A 19,134-nucleotide genomic window follows, 5' to 3' on the forward strand; every position below is an offset into this window, starting at 1 on the left:
CTACTATGACTATAGTTTAATAAGTCCTTTAAGACAGTCCAGAGAGGCTGAGAAGGAAACGGATCGTAGGTTGGAATAGGTATGTCTAACTTACATTAAGCATAGCATTCGTCTATCCTCTCACCCTTTGGTTGAGAGGATTTTTGTTTTCCGAGAGGATGTGTAAGAATGGTCGAAAAAGCTGTTGTGTTAGATGAGCAAGCGATTCGTAGAGCATTAACAAGAATTGCTCACGAAATTATTGAGAAAAATAAAGGTATTGAAGGCTGTGTTTTAGTTGGAATTCGTACAAGAGGAATTTATCTAGCGAATCGTCTAGCAGAGCGCATTCAACAAATCGAAGGTAAAGCCATTGCAGTTGGTGAATTAGATATTACTCTTTATCGTGATGACTTAACAACGAAAACAGATAATCAAGAGCCGCTTGTAAAGGGTTCAGATATTCCAATTGATGTTACAAACCAAAAAGTAATTTTAGTGGATGATGTTCTTTATACAGGAAGAACGGTAAGAGCAGCACTGGACGCGTTAGTTGATTTAGGAAGACCATCTTCCGTACAGCTTGCAGTACTAGTAGACCGCGGACACCGTGAGTTGCCGATTCGAGCAGATTATGTAGGGAAAAATATTCCGACTTCAAGCTCTGAAAAAATTGTAGTGGAATTAACTGAAATCGATGAACAAGAACAAGTAAGTATATACGAAAAATAAGATTGACCTTTTAATTGTAGTCCAGAGAGGCTAGCAAAAGGAATTGTATAGGGATACCTCTATACTATTTCGCCTAACCTCTTTGATAAATTTCAAAGAGGTATTTTTTTTAGGGGGAAAATGAAATGAATAAACCAGTACTTGATATTAATGAAAAACCAACACCCGCACAAATGATAACACTTAGCTTTCAGCACATGTTTGCCATGTTTGGAGCAACCATCTTAGTACCAAAATTAGTTGGTTTAAGTCCAGCGATTGCTCTTTTAACAAGTGGAATTGCCACGATTTTATTCTTACTTATCACACAGTTTAAAGTGCCAGCTTACTTAGGTTCATCTTTTGCCTTTATTGCACCGATTTTGATTGCATCAAATGAGGGAGCGAATCCAGGGAACGCAATGATAGGGGCAATGGCAGTAGGAATTACCTACGGAGTTGTGTCTTTAATCATCTGGAAAACAGGCTATAAATGGTTAATGCGTCTTTTACCAGCAATCGTTGTTGCGCCAGTTATTATGGTAATCGGTCTTGGATTATCTGGAACAGCGGTAGACATGGCGATGAATGTAAATGGGGAGTATAACTTCTGGCACTTTACAGCTGCTTTAGTTACATTGTTTGCAGCCATCATCTTCACGGTTTATTTCAAAAATATTTTAAGTGCAATGCCGATTTTACTAGGACTAATCGTTGGATACATTTATTCAGCTATCATCGGAATTGTTGATTTCACACCAGTAAAAGAAGCGAACTGGTTTGAACTTCCTAAATTCTTATTCCCAGGAATCGATTATGAATTTACGATTACATCATCTATCTTACTGGCAATGGTACCAATCGTCTTTGTTACAATTTCAGAGCATATCGGACATCAATTAGTACTAGGTAGAGTAGTTAATCGCAATTATATTAAAGACCCAGGCTTGCATCGTTCGATTGTCGCTGACGGTTTAGGAACTTTTGTTAGTGCGTTCTTAGGTGGACCACCAAAAACAACTTATGGTGAAAATATCGGCGTACTAGCAATTACAAGAGTATATTCAATCTATGTTATCTTCGGAGCAGCAATCATTGCTATCCTGTTCTCATTCGTAGGTAAGGCAATGGCATTCATTCAAACGATTCCGACTGCGGTCCTTGGTGGAATTTCCATCTTACTCTTCGGAATTATTGCTTCAAGTGGTTTGAGAATGCTGGTTGAAAGTAAAATTGATTTTGGAAACAATAGAAACTTAGTGATATCTTCAGTTATCTTAGTTCTAGGTATCGGTGGAGCAGCATTAAGAATAACAGATTCTTTCAGCATTGAGGGAATGGCATTAGCTGCGATTGTTGGGGTTATTCTAAACCTAGTTCTACCAGGAAGAGATAAAGAAAACCAATCGTTAGAAGATGAGATGAAAAATAATGATGTCGCATAGGTACACCTTTTAAATAAATCCGAGAGATTTACAAGGGTGTGATTTTGCTGGCAATAAAGGAGGCATACAGTGCTACCTAATTGTCAGGATTATTTAACACACCCTGAGTCCATATCAGGGTGTGTTTTTTTACAGGTAAACCAGTGTTATCGAAATTGAAGGAGGGTTTCTTTATGAAGCATCTATTAACCACAAATGCTTTATCGCTTGAAGAAGTGAGGATGATTATAGAGGAGGCACAAGTTTTTGCCGAAGGAGCTACCTGGCAACCAGAGCAGCAAACCTTTGTTGCAAATTTATTTTTCGAACCGAGCACAAGAACGAAATGTAGCTTCGAGGTTGCGGAGAGAAAGCTAGGTCTAAATATCATTCCGTTTGAGGTAAATGCTTCAAGTGTGTTAAAAGGAGAAACTCTTTATGATACGATTCGCACATTAGAATCAATTGGTGTGGATGCTGTAGTAATACGACATAGCGAAGATAACTATTTCTCTGAATTAGAAGGCAAACTTAAGACGTCAATTATCAATGCAGGAGATGGCTGTGGGCATCATCCAACACAGTCCTTACTAGACCTGCTCACAATTCAACAGGAGTTTGGACATTTTTATGGTCTAAAGGTCGCGATTATCGGAGATATTCGACATAGCCGAGTGGCTCGCTCAAATGCCGATGTGCTTCACCGTCTAGGGGCAGAGGTTGTTTTCTCAGGACCAGAGGAATGGTTTGATGAAAGTCTTTTGGAAAGTGGTAAATACGAGGAAATTGACCAAGCGATAGCGACGTCTGATGTTGTGATGCTACTACGAATTCAGCATGAGCGACATGAGCAAGATGGACAGGATGGAAAAGAAGCGTATCACAAAAAGTTTGGGTTAACAGTTGAGAGAGAAAAGACAATGAAGGCAGGAAGCATCATTATGCATCCTGCACCGGTTAACCGAGACGTAGAAATTGCTGATGAGCTTGTGGAATGTGAGCGTTCAAGAATATTTAAACAAATGGAGAACGGTGTTTTTGTCCGCATGGCAGTACTGAAAAGAGCATTACAAGAAGGGGGAAAAATCAATGTCAATCATCATCAAAAATGGCCAATTGCTTACTAATGAAGGAGCTCTAGAACAACAGGATATTTTTATAGAAAATGGAATCATCGAAGAAATAGGTGCGTCTATCACGAGAGAAGCAAAAGAAGTCATTGATGCGAAAGGATTACTTGTTGCCCCTGGATTGATTGATTTGCATGTTCACCTGCGCGAGCCTGGAGGGGAAAAGAAAGAGACGATTGCAACAGGGACACTTGCTGCGGCAAAAGGAGGATTTACAACAATTGCTCCAATGCCAAATACAAGACCTGTTCCAGATTCAAAGGAACAATTACAATGGCTTAACCAAAGAATTGAAGAGACAGCGTCCGTAAGAGTACTACCTTATGCGTCGATTACGGTACGAGAGCTTGGTCAAGAATTAACAAACTTCGAAGAATTGAAAGAAGCAGGAGCTTTTGCATTTACGGATGATGGTGTCGGTGTTCAAGATGCATCCATGATGTTAGAGGCGATGAAGAAGGCATCTGCTATCAACATGCCAATTGTCGCTCACTGTGAAGAGAACACGCTCATTAATAAAGGAGCTGTTCATGAGGGAGATTTTTCAAAGAAACATGGAATCAACGGAATTCCTTCCGTATGTGAATCTGTACATATTGCGAGAGATGTCCTTTTAGCTGAAGCAGCAGATTGTCATTATCATGTTTGCCATATCAGCACAAAGGAATCTGTTCGTGTCGTTCGCGATGCAAAGCGAGCTGGTATTAAGGTGACTGCAGAAGTGACACCACATCATCTTTTACTATGTGAGGACGATATCCCTGGACTAGATACAAATTACAAAATGAATCCACCACTACGAAGCAGGGAAGATAGAGAAGCCTTAATCGAAGGGCTCTTAGATGGAACAATCGATTTTATCGCTACTGACCATGCCCCGCATACAGTTGAAGAAAAAGCGGAAGGCATGCAGCTTGCTCCATTTGGAATTGTAGGATTAGAAACAGCGTTCCCACTTCTTTACACATACTTTGTCAAAGACGGAATTTTAACCTTAAAGCAATTGATTGACTTCTTAACGATAAAGCCAGCTGAAGCTTTCGATTTATCTTATGGAAAATTAGAAGTAGGAAAAGCAGCAGATATCACATTAATTGATTTGCAACATGTCGAAAAAATTGACCCAGAGACTTTCGTATCGAAAGGAAAGAACACACCGTTTGGAGACTGGGAATGTGCAGGCTGGCCACAACTTACTATCGCCTCAGGAAAAATTGTTTGGAATAGAGAGGGTGTAACAGCATGAAAAGACAATTAATTTTGGAAGATGGTAGCGTCCTTTTAGGTGAAGGATTTGGAAGTGAAAAAGAAACGATAGGTGAAGTCGTTTTTAATACCGGGATGACAGGGTATCAAGAAATCTTATCTGACCCGTCCTATTGCGGGCAAATTGTTACGCTAACTTATCCTCTCATTGGGAATTATGGCATCAATCGCGATGACTTCGAATCGATTACGCCTGCAATATCAGGTTTTATTGTGAAGGAAGTAGCCGATTTTCCTTCAAACTGGAGAAATGAAATTTCCTTGAGTGAGTATTTTAAAAGCAAAGACATTCCAGGAATTTCCGGCATTGATACAAGAAAATTAACGAGAATTATCCGCAAGTATGGAACGCTAAAAGGGGCAATCTGCTCAGCGGATGAAGATGTTCAAGGAGTTCTGGAGAGATTAAGAGAAACCACACTACGAAATGACCAAGTGAAACAGGTTTCTACGAAAAATGCCTATCCAAGTCCGGGAAGAGGAAAAAGAGTTGTCCTTGTTGATTTTGGAATGAAGCATGGTATTTTACGCGAACTGAACAATAGAGATTGTGATGTTCTAGTCGTACCTTACAATGTTACAGCAGAGGAAATACTCCGTTTAAGTCCAGATGGCGTGATGCTTTCGAATGGACCGGGAGACCCGAAGGATGTAACAGAAGGAATTGAGATGATTCAAGGAATTCTTGGGAAAGTGCCACTATTCGGAATTTGCTTAGGACATCAACTCTTTGCGTTAGCATGTGGAGCAAATACAGAAAAGATGAAATTTGGTCACCGTGGTTCGAACCACCCTGTGAAGGATTTAGTTACAGGTAAAGTAGCGTTAACATCACAAAACCATGGTTATGCCGTAGAAGATGCTTCCATTGAAACTACACGATTAGAAGTGACACATATTGCTTTAAATGATGGCTCAATTGAAGGTTTGAAGCATAAGGATTTTCCTGCGTTTACCGTTCAATATCATCCTGAAGCTTCACCAGGTCCAGAGGATGCCAATTATTTATTTGACCAGTTTATGAGCTTAATAGAATCTGAGGAAAGTGGTGCAAACAAATGCCAAAGCGTACAGATATAAACAGTATTTTAGTCATCGGATCAGGACCGATTGTCATCGGTCAAGCAGCGGAATTTGATTATGCAGGAACGCAAGCGTGTATCGCCTTAAAAGAAGAAGGCTATAAGGTCATTCTTGTTAACTCCAATCCTGCCACCATTATGACTGATACAGAAATTGCTGATGTTGTCTATATTGAGCCGCTCACACTTGAATTTGTTAGTCGCATTATTCGAAAAGAACGCCCAGATGCCATCGTGCCAACATTAGGAGGGCAAACTGGATTGAATTTGGCAGTCGAGTTAGCCAAGTCTGGTGTGCTAGACGAATGTGGCGTTGAAATATTAGGAACGAAGCTTTCAGCGATTGAACAAGCAGAGGACCGGGATCTTTTTCGTAGCTTAATGAATGAGCTTGGTGAGCCAGTTCCAGAAAGCGAAATTGTCCACAATGTTGAGGAATCCCTTCAGTTCGTTCAAACAGTGGGTTATCCAGTCATCGTTCGTCCAGCCTTCACACTAGGTGGTACTGGCGGAGGGATTTGCCACAACGAGGAAGAGCTAATTGAAACAGTACAAAGCGGCTTGAAATATAGCCCTGTAACTCAATGTTTACTGGAAAAAAGCATTGCAGGATTCAAAGAGATTGAATACGAGGTTATGAGAGATTCAAATGACAATGCGATTGTTGTTTGTAACATGGAAAACATTGACCCAGTTGGTGTTCATACAGGAGATTCAATTGTTGTAGCGCCAAGTCAAACATTAAGTGACCGAGAGTATCAGATGTTACGAAATACATCTTTGAAAATTATCCGTGCTCTTGGAATTGAAGGTGGCTGTAATGTTCAGTTAGCGCTTGACCCATACAGCTTCCAATACTACATTATCGAAGTAAATCCACGGGTTAGTCGCTCATCGGCTTTAGCCTCTAAAGCAACCGGTTATCCAATTGCGAAGTTAGCTGCAAAAATTGCGGTAGGTTTGACGCTAGATGAAATGATGAACCCGATTACCGGAAAAACCTATGCAAGCTTTGAGCCTGCACTAGACTATATCGTGACAAAAATTCCACGTTGGCCATTTGATAAATTTGATTCTGCCAAGCGTAATCTAGGGACACAAATGAAAGCAACAGGAGAAGTGATGGCGATTGGCCGCACCTTCGAGGAATCCTTACTAAAAGCAATTCGCTCTTTAGAGGCAGGCGTTTATCATCTTGCTTTAAATGATGGGGCAGATATCGAGAACGAACTATTAGAAAAACGAATTCGCAATGCTGGCGACGAAAGATTGTTTTACATCGGAGAAGCGTTAAGAAGAGGGCATAGCATTGAGACGATTCATGAATGGAGCCAAATCGACCTCTTTTTCCTTCATAAGATGGAAAAAATCGTTAAGTTTGAAGATGTCATTCGTGAAAATCACTTTGATTTAGAAGTAGGAAGAAAAGCGAAAGAAATGGGCTTTTCCGACAAGACATTAGCACAGAACTGGAATAGTACTGAGCTTACGGTTTATGGGTGGCGCAAAGAGAATGGCATCATCCCTGTCTACAAGATGGTTGATACATGTGCAGCCGAATTTGAATCAGAAACACCTTACTACTACGGTTCTTATGAAGAGGAAAACGAATCAATTGTGACAGAGAAGAAAAGTGTTGTTGTGCTTGGTTCAGGTCCGATTCGAATTGGCCAAGGCATTGAGTTTGATTATTCAACCGTTCATGCTGTCTGGGCGATTAAAGAAGCAGGTTACGAAGCGATTATTATTAACAGCAACCCAGAAACAGTTTCCACGGATTTTAGCATCTCCGACAAGCTCTATTTCGAGCCTCTGACAATCGAAGACGTTATGCACATCATTGACTTAGAGCAGCCAGAAGGAGTTGTTGTTCAGTTCGGTGGACAAACAGCTATCAATCTAGCATCTAAGTTAGTAGAAAGAGGCGTGAAGATTCTTGGCACATCACTTGAAAATATCGATGGAGCAGAGGACAGAGATAAGTTCGAGCATGCCTTATCCCTATTAAATATTCCACAGCCTAAAGGGAAAACAGCCCTATCAGTTGAAGAAGCAGTGAAGATTGCAGCAAGTATCGGATATCCCGTATTGGTTCGTCCATCTTACGTTCTCGGAGGGCGTGCGATGGAAATCGTCTACCATGAGGAAGAGCTTTTACACTATATGAAAAATGCCGTCAAAATTAACCCAGAGCATCCTGTGTTAATTGACCGTTACTTAACAGGCAAAGAAATTGAAATTGATGCGATTAGTGACGGTAAGTCTGTCTTAATCCCTGGTATTATGGAGCATATCGAAAGAGCCGGGGTTCACTCAGGTGACTCGATTGCGGTCTACCCAACACAAAGTATAACGGCTGAAATTAAAGCTAAGCTTGTAGATTTTACAGAGAGACTAGCAAAAGGCTTAGGTATTATCGGGCTTTTGAACATTCAATATGTTGTTTCAAAAGGAGAGGTCTTTGTAATTGAAGTTAATCCTCGTTCAAGCCGGACGGTTCCATTCCTTAGTAAAATTACGAAGGTGCCAATGGCGAAGATTGCGACGAAGGTTATTCTTGGACAATCTCTAGAGGAGCAAGGCTACGAATCAGGTCTTGTACCTGAAAAATCTGGCGTATATGTAAAGGTTCCGGTATTCTCCTTTGCTAAACTACGCAGAGTGGATATTACATTAGGACCGGAAATGAAATCAACAGGCGAGGTTATGGGCAAGGATACAACACTAGAAAAAGCATTGTACAAAGGACTCGTGGCATCAGGAATGAAAATTCAGCCATTCGGTACGGTATTGATGACGGTGGCTGATAAGGATAAGGAAGAATCCCTTCAGTTAGCAAAAAGATTTGCTGCGATTGGCTTCCGTATCATGGCAACGAGTGGAACAGCAGACTCTATTAAATCGGTTGGAATTCCGGTTCAAGTAGTCGACAAAATCGGAACAGAGGGACCAGATCTTCTCGATGTCATTCGAAATGGTGAAGCACAATTTGTTATCAATACCTTAACAAAAGGAAAACAGCCAGCTCGTGACGGCTTTAGAATCCGCCGTGAATCCGTTGAAAATGGAATTCCGTGCTTAACTTCTCTTGATACGGCAGAAGCAATGCTCCGAGTACTCGAGTCGATGACATTTTCAGCAGAGCCAATGGGTGCACAAACACCAGTACGAGAGGCGGTTTTTCAGTGATAGTAAACGAGAATTGCACAATTGTTTCACAAAAAGAAATTGCTGCGAATATTTACGAGCTCATCCTTCGAGGTGAGCTTTCTGCTGAAATGAAGGAACCTGGTCAGTTTGTCCACGTTAAAGTAGCGGATGGACATGACCCATTGCTTAGAAGACCAATTAGCATAGCGAATATCAATCATGAAAAGAAGGAATTTACTTTAATCTATCGACAAGAAGGTAGAGGCACAACGCTTTTATCGACGAAAAAAGAGAGTGAAACAGTGGATATTTTAGGACCGTTAGGACATGGATTTCCGATTGAAGAAACCGAGCCTGGGGAAACAGCACTACTTGTAGGTGGTGGTATCGGAGTGCCTCCTCTTTACGAATTATCACAGCAGCTTGTTTCACGTGGTGTGAAGGTTATCCATGTTCTGGGCTTTCAAACGAAGGAAGCGGTTTTTTATGAAGATAAATTTATGGAACTAGGGCAGACCTTTGTAACAACGGTTGACGGAACATATGGTACAAAAGGGTTTGTGACAGATGTTATGAAAGATTTAAGCTTTGACACGATTTATTCATGTGGACCAAAAGCGATGCTAAAAGCTGTAGAAGCGAACTATGCTGCAGATAAAAAGGTCTACCTGTCTTTAGAAGAAAGAATGGGCTGCGGAATTGGCGCTTGCTTTGCTTGTGTTTGTCACACAGCAGATGACCCAACCGGTTTTTCTTATAAGAAGGTTTGTACAGATGGTCCAGTGTTTAGGGCAGGGGAGGTCGTGCTATGAATCGATTAGAGATAAATTTACCTGGGCTGCACTTAAAAAATCCAGTCATGCCTGCCTCCGGTTGCTTTGGCTTTGGAAGAGAGTTTGGTAGCTTGTATAACCTTAGTGACCTAGGTGCGATTATGATTAAAGCGACGACAGTTGAGCCGCGCTTTGGTAATCCAACTCCACGAGTAGCAGAAACTTCTGCAGGGATGTTAAATGCCATCGGTTTGCAAAATCCAGGTCTTGAGAAGGTTTTGAATGAAGAGCTTCCGTGGCTGGCTCAATATGATGTTCCGATTATCGCCAATGTGGCTGGCTCGACCGAAGAGGATTATGTTGAAGTCGCTAAAAGAATTTCGACCGCTCCGAATGTTCATGCTCTTGAGCTGAATATCTCCTGTCCAAATGTGAAGACAGGAGGAATTGCTTTTGGAACAATTCCAGAGGTGGCAAAAAGCTTAACGAAAAAAGTAAAAGAAGTTTCTGAGGTGCCTGTCTATGTGAAGCTTTCTCCTAATGTAACCAACATTGTGGAAATGGCAAAAGCAGTTGAGGATGGCGGAGCAGATGGACTAACAATGATTAATACTTTGCTCGGAATGAGACTTGATCTGAAAACGGGGAATCCGATTCTTGCAAATAAGACAGGAGGTCTGTCTGGCCCAGGCATTAAGCCTGTTGCGATTCGAATGATATACGAGGTAAGTCAACAAGTCTCCATTCCGATCATCGGCATGGGTGGAATCGAACGTGCCGAGGACGTAATTGAATTTTTCTATGCGGGCGCTAGTGCTGTCGCGGTTGGAACAGCCAACTTTGTTGACCCGTTTGCATGCCCGAAAATCATTAAAGATTTGCCAGAATTACTTGAACAACTAGGATTTGACCATATTTCTGAATGTACAGGAAGGAGCTGGAAGTAACTTGAAAAATTCACTAATTATAGCCCTAGATTTCTCTAATAAAGAGGAAGTTTTTCAGTTCTTAAATCGTTTTGATGATGAGAGCCTTTTTCTAAAAGTTGGGATGGAGCTTTTTTATCAGGAAGGTCCTAGAATCATTCAGGAATTAAAAGAAAGAGAGTATCAGATATTCTTAGATTTAAAGCTTCATGATATTCCGAACACGGTATATGGTGGGATGAAAGGTCTTGCGAAGCTAGGCTGTGATTTGGTCAATGTTCATGCGGCTGGGGGAAAAGAAATGATGCGTGCTGCTCTTGAAGGTTTAGAGGCAGGGACGGCTCCTGGTAGGGTGCGTCCAGCATGTATTGCAGTAACTCAATTGACAAGTACATCGGAACAGCAAATGAGAAGCGAGCAGTTGATTGAAGCAACTCTAGAGCAATCGGTTATTCATTATTCCTTAATCGCGCAAGAAGCTGGCTTAGATGGTGTTGTATGCTCTTCACATGAAGTTGGACTTATACGAGAGCAACTAGGAAATGAATTTGTAACAGTTACTCCTGGAATTCGATTAGGAACTGACCTTGTTCAGGATCAAAAAAGAGTGGCGACTCCAGAACAAGCTAGAATTGCTGGTGTATCTGCTATCGTCGTTGGACGTGGTATTACGAAGGCAGAAGATCCATATAGAAGCTATCAAGAATACAAACAAGCGTGGGAGGGTGTTCGCGTATGAAAAAGCAAATAGCAGAGAGATTACTAGACATTGAGGCAGTTGCCTTAAAACCAACAGAGCCTTTTACTTGGTCATCAGGGTTGCAATCACCGATTTATTGCGATAATCGATTAACTCTTTCCTATCCAACTGTGCGAAAGGAAATTGCTAATGGGTTAAAGGAGTTAATCGTCGAGAATTTTCCAGGTGTGGAGCTGGTAGCAGGGACAGCAACAGCTGGTATTCCTCATGCGGCTTGGGTAAGTGAGCTTCTGGATTTACCGATGTGCTATGTTCGTTCAAAAGCAAAGGGACATGGAAAAGGGAAGCAGATTGAAGGAAAAACGACAGAAGGACAAAAAGTGGTCGTAGTGGAAGACTTAATTTCCACTGGTGGAAGTGTCCTTACAGCCGTTGCAGCATTACGTGAAGCAGGCTGTGAAGTACTAGGAGTAGTTGCAATTTTTACCTATGAGCTTGAAAAAGGGAAAGAATTGTTGGAGGTATCAGGAATTACTGCGTATTCCTTATCTGATTTCTCTACATTAGTAGAGGTTGCAGAAGCACGAGGTTATGTTAAGGCAGAAGATTTGGTGAGTCTAGCAGAGTGGAAGAAGGATCCTGCTGAGTGGGGAAAGGTGCATCAATAAGTGTTAAGCCAGTATCATGGATACTGGCTTATTTTTTATGTCTCCATTTATACAAAAGAGTTGCTAGGATGTTTGCTCCAATAAAAAGGGGGTTCCCCTGAGCGTTAAAGTGTAATTGTTCGTTTTCGAAACTCATTTTTTCATAATACTCATTTTGGCTTAGTCCCAGTGCCTTACGCTCTTTATCCATTTCTTTTAGTTCCTTAATGTAGCGATATTGAATTGGCAGGAGTATGAATGACAACAAAATATAGGCTAAAATAATTCCCAATATCACTTTAGATCCCATTTTCTTATCCTCCTCTTATTGAAAATATTCCCATTATAGTAATACATACGAATAAAATCTGTAAAAGATTCAATAAAAAAAGATAGCAGGGATATTACCCTTACTATCTTGATTTTTTTAACCTTAAAACTGTATCCTCTTCAGGAGTGATGTACACTGTTTGTTGATTTTCATAAATCACATACCCAGGTTTTGCGCCAGATGGCTTTTTGACATGGCGGATTTGAGTATAGTCAACGGGTACGGAACTCGAACTTCTTGCCTTACTGAAATACGCTGCTAACTGAGCTGCCTCAAGAATTGTCTCATCAGAAGGGGCAGGATTACGAATAACGACGTGAGAGCCTGGAATATCTTTTGTATGAAGCCAAAACTCGTCTCTTCCGGCCAATTTATTTGTTAAATAATCATTCTGTTTATTGTTTTTGCCGACAAGAATTTCAGTTCCATCAGTAGCTGTATATTTCTCCAAAATAGGCTTTGCATTTATAACGTTCTTGCTGCCTTTCTTTTGGCGATCGCGTAAATAGCCACCTTCAATTAATTCTTCGCGGATCTCTGAAATGTCTTTTGTGGATGCTGTCTCAACCTGTTGAAGTAAAGTATCGAAATAGGCAACCTCTTCCTTCGCCTTTTCCATTTGTTCACTGGCCATCACGAGCGCGGTCTTGGCTTTCTGATATCTTGTGAAAAATTTCTGCGCATTATCAGACGGTGATTTTTGGGGATTTAACGGGATTTTTACCGTTCCACCATTTTCGTCATAATAATTGATGACCTCGATTTCCTTCATCCCTTTTTCAACCGCATAAAGATTGGCAGTCAACAATTCCCCAAAAAGCTGATGTTGATTGGCGTTTTCTGCTTCCGTAATGGTAGCTTGAAGCTTCTTGATTTTTTTCTCGTTCTTTTCTTTTTCATTCAAAATAAATCTTTCTAAGTCGTTTGCTTGCTGTTTCACCCGATCACGGTCGGCCTTGCCAAAATAGAAACGGTCTAAAAGCTCGCTTAACGAATCATATTTCTTACTCTCGCCCTTTAGATGCTCCATCGGCAAGAGGTAGAAGGACTCTTTATTATCGAATGAAGTAATCGAAGGTTCATATTGATGTTCCTTCATTTTTTGCAACAGCGTCAAGAAAGTTTTCGGTAGTGTAACTCGGTTTGCGATTCCAGTTTGATAAACAATTTCCTTTGCAAAAAGAGGGGAGATCCCCGCAAATTGCTCGACGAGTTGTTTATCTAATTTCCCCGCATTAAAATCAATTTTTCTTAAAAGATCCTCTTCTGTTGCTTCAAGTGGATTTTGTTTATTTTGTGTAGGAGGTGCAATATACTCTTGGCCTGGCATGATTGCACGATGGCTATTGACCGCATAAGAAACATGCTTAATGCTGTCTAAAATCAAATTCTTAGTTTTATCAACTAAAATGATATTACTATGTCGGCCCATAATTTCAACGATTAGTTGTTTAGATGAAATATCGCCAATCTCATTTCTTCCTTTTACTTCAAAAACGAGCATACGGTCCATGCCGATTTGGTGAATATCTTCTAAAATATACCCCTCAAGATGCTTTCTTAGGAGCATGCAGAACATCGGTGGTTCACTCGGATTTTCATAGGATTCATTTGTTAGTTGTGCTCTAGCATAACTTGGGTGAACGGATAGAAGTAGCTTATGATTTTTCCCATTAGCCCGAATAATGAGCACAATTTCATTTTTGTAGGGTTGATGTATTTTATTAATTCTTCCCCCTTTTAAAAGGGAAGAGAACTCATGCGTGATCGCTCTTGTAAACAAACCGTCAAATGACATTCGAAACATCCTCTTCTAATTAAAATCTCAACTTCCATAATAGCTTACTTTAAGGGAAAAGACGAACATATTAAAGCACCCTTTGAAACTTTTTAATTGTCTAGCTCCAAGCACTATCGGCTCGAGTGAAAAATAAAGAACATTTTTCCTTGGTCACAAGCCAATCCGACAAGGAGGTTAAAGAACAACCTCCTCGCCGGCTCGTCTTGTGCTTGTCGCCGATTAACAAGCGCTTTTTTGCTTTTCTTAATTTGTAGCATTTTTTAGGACGAGTCTGAATAAGCTTTCTTTAGAGTAGGCTGGCTCTGATTACAATAAATTGCTGCCAATATCAAGGAGGAGTGAGATGGTCGGATGAAGTTCCATGAAATGAATGAACGCGATGTTGAAAAAGTCTTGAATACCGACTTAAAAGAAGGGTTATCAAGCGCAGATGTTCAAAAAAGGATTAAGCAACATGGATATAATGAATTAGCTGAAGGAGAAAAGCAGTCCGCACTACTCTTATTTTTTAGTCAGTTTAAAGATTTTATGGTTCTGGTTCTATTAGGAGCCGTCTTGATTTCAGGTTTGCTCGGAGAATATATTGATGCGATTGCCATTGTGGCCATCGTCATTATAAATGGATTTTTAGGTTTTTTTCAGGAACGGAAAGCAGAGAAATCTCTTGAGGCATTAAAGGAACTATCCGCCCCACAGGTTTCTACATTACGGGATGGTCAGTGGGTGAAAATCCCTTCAAAAGAGCTTGTTGTAGGGGATATTTTGAAGTTTGGTTCAGGGGATCGAATTGGTGCAGATGTTAGAATTATAGATTCGAAGAGCCTTGAAATAGAAGAGTCTTCCTTAACCGGGGAGTCACTGCCAGTTGCAAAAACTACAGCGAGAATTGACAAGGGTGATGTCGGAATCGGCGATATGGAAAATATGGCCTTTATGGGAACGATGGTGACAAGAGGGGCTGGAACAGGTGTAGTCGTTGCTACAGGAATGAAGACGGCAATGGGACAGATTGCTGATTTGCTGCAGAATGCAGAAACCGTCATCACGCCTTTGCAAAGAAAGCTCCAGGAGCTTGGAAAAATTTTAATCGTTGTGGCAATCCTTCTTACTATTCTTGTTGTCTTTGTCGGTGTTATTCAAGGAAACGACCTATATACGATGTTTTTAGCAGGGGTATCGTTAGCTGTTGCTGCCATTCCAGAAGGGCTACCCGCTATCGTCACTGTTGCGCTCTCTCTAGGTGTCCAGCGAATGATAAAAAACAATGCTATTGTTCGAAAGCTACCTGCTGTTGAAACATTAGGCTGTGCCTCCGTTATTTGTTCGGATAAAACTGGGACGATGACACAAAACAAGATGACCGTGACTCATCTTTGGAGTGGAGGAAACACATGGACGGTTGATGGTGTCGGCTACGATCCTCATGGTAGATTTTATCGTGCTGAGTCTAAACAACCGATTGATGTTAAAAAGGAAAAGTCACTGCAGCAAATGCTTATGTTTGGCATGATGTGTAATCATGCTAGTTTAAAAGAGAAAGAAGCCAATGAATTTATCGTAGATGGGGATCCGACAGAAGGTGCGCTCCTTGTTGCGGCGATGAAAGCAGGCTATAATCGTGATTTATTATTAAAACAATATGAAATCGTACAGGAATTTCCGTTTGATTCAACGAGAAAAATGATGTCGATTGTCATAAAGGATGCCAATGGTCGTCAGTATGTCGTTACAAAAGGTGCGCCAGATGTATTAGTTGGGATTAGTGAATCGGTTCTTTGGGATGGGAAGCGAGCCACTTTTTCAACAGATATGAAAAATAATGTCCAATCAGCCATCAATAATCTCGCCTCACAAGCACTAAGGACGATTGCGATTGGTTTTAAAGAAATCCCTGCGAAAACTCTTATTTTTAGCGAAAAAGAAGCGGAAAAGGATCTCATCTTTATTGGCTTACAAGGAATGATTGACCCGCCAAGGCCAGAAGTGAGACAAGCGGTCAAAGAATGTAAGGAAGCTGGAATCAAAACCGTTATGATTACAGGTGACCATGTGATTACAGCTAAGGCAATTGCAACACAGCTAGGCATTTTAACAGCGAAGAAAAAAGTACTGGATGGAAATACATTAACAAATATGACGACAGAAGAGTTAGAGGAAATCGTCGATGATGTGGCTGTATTTGCTCGAGTTTCACCTGAACATAAATTAAAGATCGTGAAGGCGTTGCAAAATAGAGGGCATGTTGTCGCGATGACCGGTGATGGAGTCAATGACGCACCTGCCATCAAAACAGCGGATATTGGCGTAGCGATGGGGATAACTGGAACAGACGTAGCGAAGGAAGCATCGGCATTAATTCTCCTCGATGATAACTTTGCAACAATTAAGGCTGCGATTAAAGAGGGCCGAAACATCTATGAAAATATTCGAAAGTTTATTCGCTACCTATTAGCTTCGAATGTTGGAGAAATTCTCGTTATGCTTTTTGCAATGTTGTTGGCCTTGCCGCTGCCTCTCGTTCCGATACAAATACTTTGGGTGAATTTAGTTACTGATGGCTTACCTGCGATGGCTCTTGGTTTAGACCAGCCTGAGGGGGACGTTATGAAAAGAAATCCTCGAAGTCCAAAAGAAGGAATATTTGCCAGAGGACTTGGGTGGAAGGTCGTCTCTAGAGGTTTCTTAATCGGGATTTCTACCTTGATAGCCTTTATAATCGCGAACAATGAAAATCCGGATCATCTTGCTTATGCACAAACAGTTGCTTTTGCTACATTAGTTATGGCTCAACTGATCCATGTTTTTGATTGCCGCAGTGAAAAATCGATTTTTGTCCGCAATCCGTTTGGCAATATGTATTTAGTTTGGGCAGTGATTTCGTCAATTTTACTTATGTTTGTTGTAATCTATTATCCACCGCTACAACCGATATTCCATACTGTTCCGATCCTTGCAAAAGATTGGATTATGATACTAGGTTTGGCGGCAGTACCAACTTTTTTACTAGCCGGAACATTTTTGGCAAGAAAAAGAAAAGAAACTGTGGTATAATCCAAAAGGTGATAGAGGAGACTCTATTACCTTTTTCAATTTGATTATTTGGGTGTGTTGCTATGATTGTTAGCATGACTGGATTTGGCCGTAGTACGGCAGAAAAAGACAAATATTCTGTAACAGTAGAGATTAAAGCTGTTAATCATCGGTTTTTAGAATTCAATATTCGAATGCCTAGACAGTTATTTGTGATTGAGGATAGAATCAAAAAGAAAATCAGTGAACAAGTAACAAGAGGAAGAATCGAGGTTTTTGTGACACTCGAGGGTTCTGGGAATTTCTCTTCTAAAGTAAATGTGGATTGGCAGCTTCTTGATGAATATGTTCAATCTATTAAAGCGATTCAAGATAAATACCAACTTGAAAACCCAATCTCACTTCAAGATATATTGCTCCGCGAAGATTTTATTTCCTTTGATGAAGACCATGCTGGGAATGCAGAACTAGAGACTCTTGTTCTTGACGCAATTGATGAGGCTGCAAAGCAACTTAAATCGATGCGTGTAATTGAAGGCAATGTTCTTGCAAGCGACATACATAACCAATTAAATATTTTTAGTAAAAGGGTCGTTAGTTTAAGAGAATATGCTCCAAGTGTCGTCCAGCTTTATACAGATAGATTGCGAAGAAGAATGGAAGAATTCGCAAATGGACAAATCGATGAAGCTCGTCTTGTTAATGAAATAGCTATTTTTGCTGACAAAGCAGATATTAACGAAGAGTTAACAAGATTACATAGTCATATCGACCAGTTCCAAAAGATTATGAAGTTAGATGAACCGGTTGGTCGGAAAATGGACTTCCTCCTTCAGGAAATGAATCGAGAGGTTAACACAATTGGCTCTAAAGCAAATGATTCTAATATTGCTAGAGAAGTTGTTGAAATGAAAAGCTTACTCGAGAAAATGAAAGAGCAGGTTCAAAATATAGAGTAGCCTTGGTTTAGAAACATGTAAGCAAGGTAAAAATAAATAACTGACTAATGGGGGAGAAGCATGTCAATTAAATTAATCAATATCGGATTTGGGAACATCGTTTCCGCAAACCGTATTATCTCAATTGTAAGTCCTGAATCTGCTCCGATAAAAAGAATTATCCAAGATGCAAGAGACAGGGGGGCTTTAATCGATGCAACTTATGGAAGAAGGACACGTGCGGTCATTGTTATGGATAGTGACCATGTCATCCTTTCCGCTGTACAGCCTGAAACAGTGGCAGCTCGATTAAATGACCGTGATGAAATAATGGATGAAGGGTAGGTACATTTCATGCAAGAGAAGGGGTTATTAATCGTTTTATCTGGACCCTCGGGAGTTGGGAAAGGTACCGTTCGTAAGGAAGTTTTTTCACAAGAGGATACCGCTTTTGAATACTCCATTTCAATGACGACGCGTAATCCTCGACAAGGTGAGGTCAATGGTGTCGATTACTTTTTCAAAACAAGGGAAGAATTTGAAGAACTGATTAAACAAGGAAAACTTCTTGAATATGCTGAATTTGTTGGGAACTACTACGGTACCCCAGTAGATTATGTTCGAGAAACCTTAGATAAAGGAAAAGATGTTTTTCTAGAAATCGAAGTAGAAGGGGCAAAACAGGTCCGCGAGAAGTTTCCGGACGGATTGTTCATTTTCCTCGTTCCGCCAAGTCTTTCTGAATTGAAAAATCGTATCGTTACAAGAGGAACAGAAACAGAGGATGTTATCAATAATCGTATGAACGCTGCAAAAGAAGAAATTGAAATGATGCATTTATATGATTATGTTGTGGAAAATGATAAAGTAGAGAATGCAGTTGAGCGTATCAAAGCGATTGTAATTGCAGAGCATCTACGTCGCGAACGAGTAGAACCAAAATATAGAAAAATGCTGGAGGTTGAACTATAAATGTTATATCCATCAATAGATTCACTTTTAACGAAGATCGATTCAAAATACTCATTAGTTTCTGTAGCAGCAAAAAGAGCACGTAGATTACAGCAGGGTGAAAGATTAATTCTTACTAAATATGTTTCGCATAAACCAGTTGGTAAGGCATTAGAAGAAATTCACGCTGATAGACTTACTTTCCGTGTTACGAACCAAGAAGAAACTGCTGAATAAGAGATGTTTCATTATTGAACAACCTAGACATTAGGTTGTTTTTTATTTGAGAAGCTGA

17 protein-coding genes are annotated in these 19,134 nt (G+C 40.5%); 15 read left to right on the forward strand and 2 right to left on the reverse strand.

Annotated elements, in window-relative coordinates; all coding sequences use genetic code 11:
* The first annotated feature begins 168 nt into the window (after positions 1 to 168).
* The 10 genes from pyrR to pyrE all read left to right on the forward strand — a co-directional run bounded on the left by pyrR (position 169) and on the right by pyrE (position 11,809).
* Complete coding sequence (gene pyrR / locus FAR12_RS02475; protein ID WP_126405815.1) at positions 169 to 711, forward strand: bifunctional pyr operon transcriptional regulator/uracil phosphoribosyltransferase PyrR; 543 nt, start codon at positions 169 to 171, stop codon at positions 709 to 711.
* A gap of 125 nt (positions 712 to 836) precedes the next feature.
* Positions 837 to 2,135: a uracil-xanthine permease family protein gene (locus FAR12_RS02480; protein ID WP_126405816.1), complete on the forward strand. Its 1,299-nt coding sequence runs from the start codon at positions 837 to 839 to the stop codon at positions 2,133 to 2,135.
* A 173-nt stretch (positions 2,136 to 2,308) separates the two neighbouring features.
* Complete coding sequence (locus tag FAR12_RS02485) at positions 2,309 to 3,241, forward strand: aspartate carbamoyltransferase catalytic subunit (RefSeq protein WP_126405817.1); 933 nt, start codon at positions 2,309 to 2,311, stop codon at positions 3,239 to 3,241.
* Positions 3,204 to 4,490 (forward strand): dihydroorotase, encoded by a 1,287-nt coding sequence (locus tag FAR12_RS02490; protein WP_126405818.1) that lies wholly within the window; start codon positions 3,204 to 3,206, stop codon positions 4,488 to 4,490. The genes FAR12_RS02485 and FAR12_RS02490 overlap by 38 nt, the downstream gene beginning before the upstream one ends.
* Positions 4,487 to 5,590 (forward strand): carbamoyl phosphate synthase small subunit, encoded by a 1,104-nt coding sequence (locus FAR12_RS02495; RefSeq protein WP_126405820.1) that lies wholly within the window; start codon positions 4,487 to 4,489, stop codon positions 5,588 to 5,590. The genes FAR12_RS02490 and FAR12_RS02495 overlap by 4 nt, the downstream gene beginning before the upstream one ends.
* Entirely contained in the window at positions 5,569 to 8,781 is a 3,213-nt protein-coding gene (carB, locus tag FAR12_RS02500; protein ID WP_126405822.1) for a carbamoyl-phosphate synthase large subunit, read from the forward strand. Before FAR12_RS02495 ends, carB begins: the two co-directional genes overlap by 22 nt.
* On the forward strand, positions 8,781 to 9,554 hold the full coding sequence (locus tag FAR12_RS02505) for a dihydroorotate dehydrogenase electron transfer subunit (RefSeq protein WP_425456138.1): 774 nt from the start codon (positions 8,781 to 8,783) through the stop codon (positions 9,552 to 9,554). Before carB ends, FAR12_RS02505 begins: the two co-directional genes overlap by 1 nt.
* The gene (locus FAR12_RS02510; protein WP_126405826.1) at positions 9,551 to 10,462 is read left to right on the forward strand and encodes a dihydroorotate dehydrogenase; all 912 of its coding nucleotides are present in this window, start codon (positions 9,551 to 9,553) and stop codon (positions 10,460 to 10,462) included. Before FAR12_RS02505 ends, FAR12_RS02510 begins: the two co-directional genes overlap by 4 nt.
* A gap of 1 nt (position 10,463) precedes the next feature.
* Positions 10,464 to 11,180 carry an orotidine-5'-phosphate decarboxylase gene (gene pyrF / locus FAR12_RS02515; RefSeq protein WP_126405828.1) on the forward strand — a complete coding sequence of 239 codons (717 nt, stop codon included), beginning with the start codon at positions 10,464 to 10,466 and terminating at the stop codon, positions 11,178 to 11,180.
* Positions 11,177 to 11,809 carry an orotate phosphoribosyltransferase gene (pyrE, locus tag FAR12_RS02520; RefSeq protein WP_126405830.1) on the forward strand — a complete coding sequence of 211 codons (633 nt, stop codon included), beginning with the start codon at positions 11,177 to 11,179 and terminating at the stop codon, positions 11,807 to 11,809. Before pyrF ends, pyrE begins: the two co-directional genes overlap by 4 nt.
* Before the next feature lie 28 nt (positions 11,810 to 11,837).
* Here the strand turns inward: pyrE and FAR12_RS02525 are convergent, their stop codons facing one another.
* Positions 11,838 to 12,098, reverse strand: coding sequence for a DUF3949 domain-containing protein (locus FAR12_RS02525; protein ID WP_126405832.1), 261 nt, complete (start codon positions 12,096 to 12,098; stop codon positions 11,838 to 11,840).
* Between the two features lie 103 nt (positions 12,099 to 12,201).
* Entirely contained in the window at positions 12,202 to 13,917 is a 1,716-nt protein-coding gene (locus FAR12_RS02530; RefSeq protein ID WP_126405834.1) for an Rqc2 family fibronectin-binding protein, read from the reverse strand.
* 354 nt (positions 13,918 to 14,271) lie between these two features.
* Here FAR12_RS02530 and FAR12_RS02535 point away from each other — a divergent pair, with 354 nt between their 5' ends.
* From FAR12_RS02535 to rpoZ, 5 genes are all read left to right on the forward strand, one after another.
* On the forward strand, positions 14,272 to 16,971 hold the full coding sequence (locus FAR12_RS02535; protein WP_126405836.1) for a cation-translocating P-type ATPase: 2,700 nt from the start codon (positions 14,272 to 14,274) through the stop codon (positions 16,969 to 16,971).
* Between the two features lie 62 nt (positions 16,972 to 17,033).
* Complete coding sequence (locus tag FAR12_RS02540; protein ID WP_126405837.1) at positions 17,034 to 17,909, forward strand: YicC/YloC family endoribonuclease; 876 nt, start codon at positions 17,034 to 17,036, stop codon at positions 17,907 to 17,909.
* Between the two features lie 60 nt (positions 17,910 to 17,969).
* On the forward strand, positions 17,970 to 18,233 hold the full coding sequence (remA, locus tag FAR12_RS02545) for an extracellular matrix/biofilm regulator RemA (RefSeq protein WP_126405839.1): 264 nt from the start codon (positions 17,970 to 17,972) through the stop codon (positions 18,231 to 18,233).
* A 9-nt stretch (positions 18,234 to 18,242) separates the two neighbouring features.
* Positions 18,243 to 18,860 carry a guanylate kinase gene (gene gmk / locus FAR12_RS02550; protein WP_126405841.1) on the forward strand — a complete coding sequence of 206 codons (618 nt, stop codon included), beginning with the start codon at positions 18,243 to 18,245 and terminating at the stop codon, positions 18,858 to 18,860.
* The gene (gene rpoZ, locus FAR12_RS02555; RefSeq protein ID WP_126405843.1) at positions 18,861 to 19,076 is read left to right on the forward strand and encodes a DNA-directed RNA polymerase subunit omega; all 216 of its coding nucleotides are present in this window, start codon (positions 18,861 to 18,863) and stop codon (positions 19,074 to 19,076) included.
* Positions 19,077 to 19,134 lie beyond the last annotated feature (58 nt).

The sequence above is a fragment of the Bacillus yapensis genome, from assembly GCF_005280205.1.
Taxonomy (GTDB): domain Bacteria; phylum Bacillota; class Bacilli; order Bacillales; family Cytobacillaceae; genus Robertmurraya; species Robertmurraya yapensis.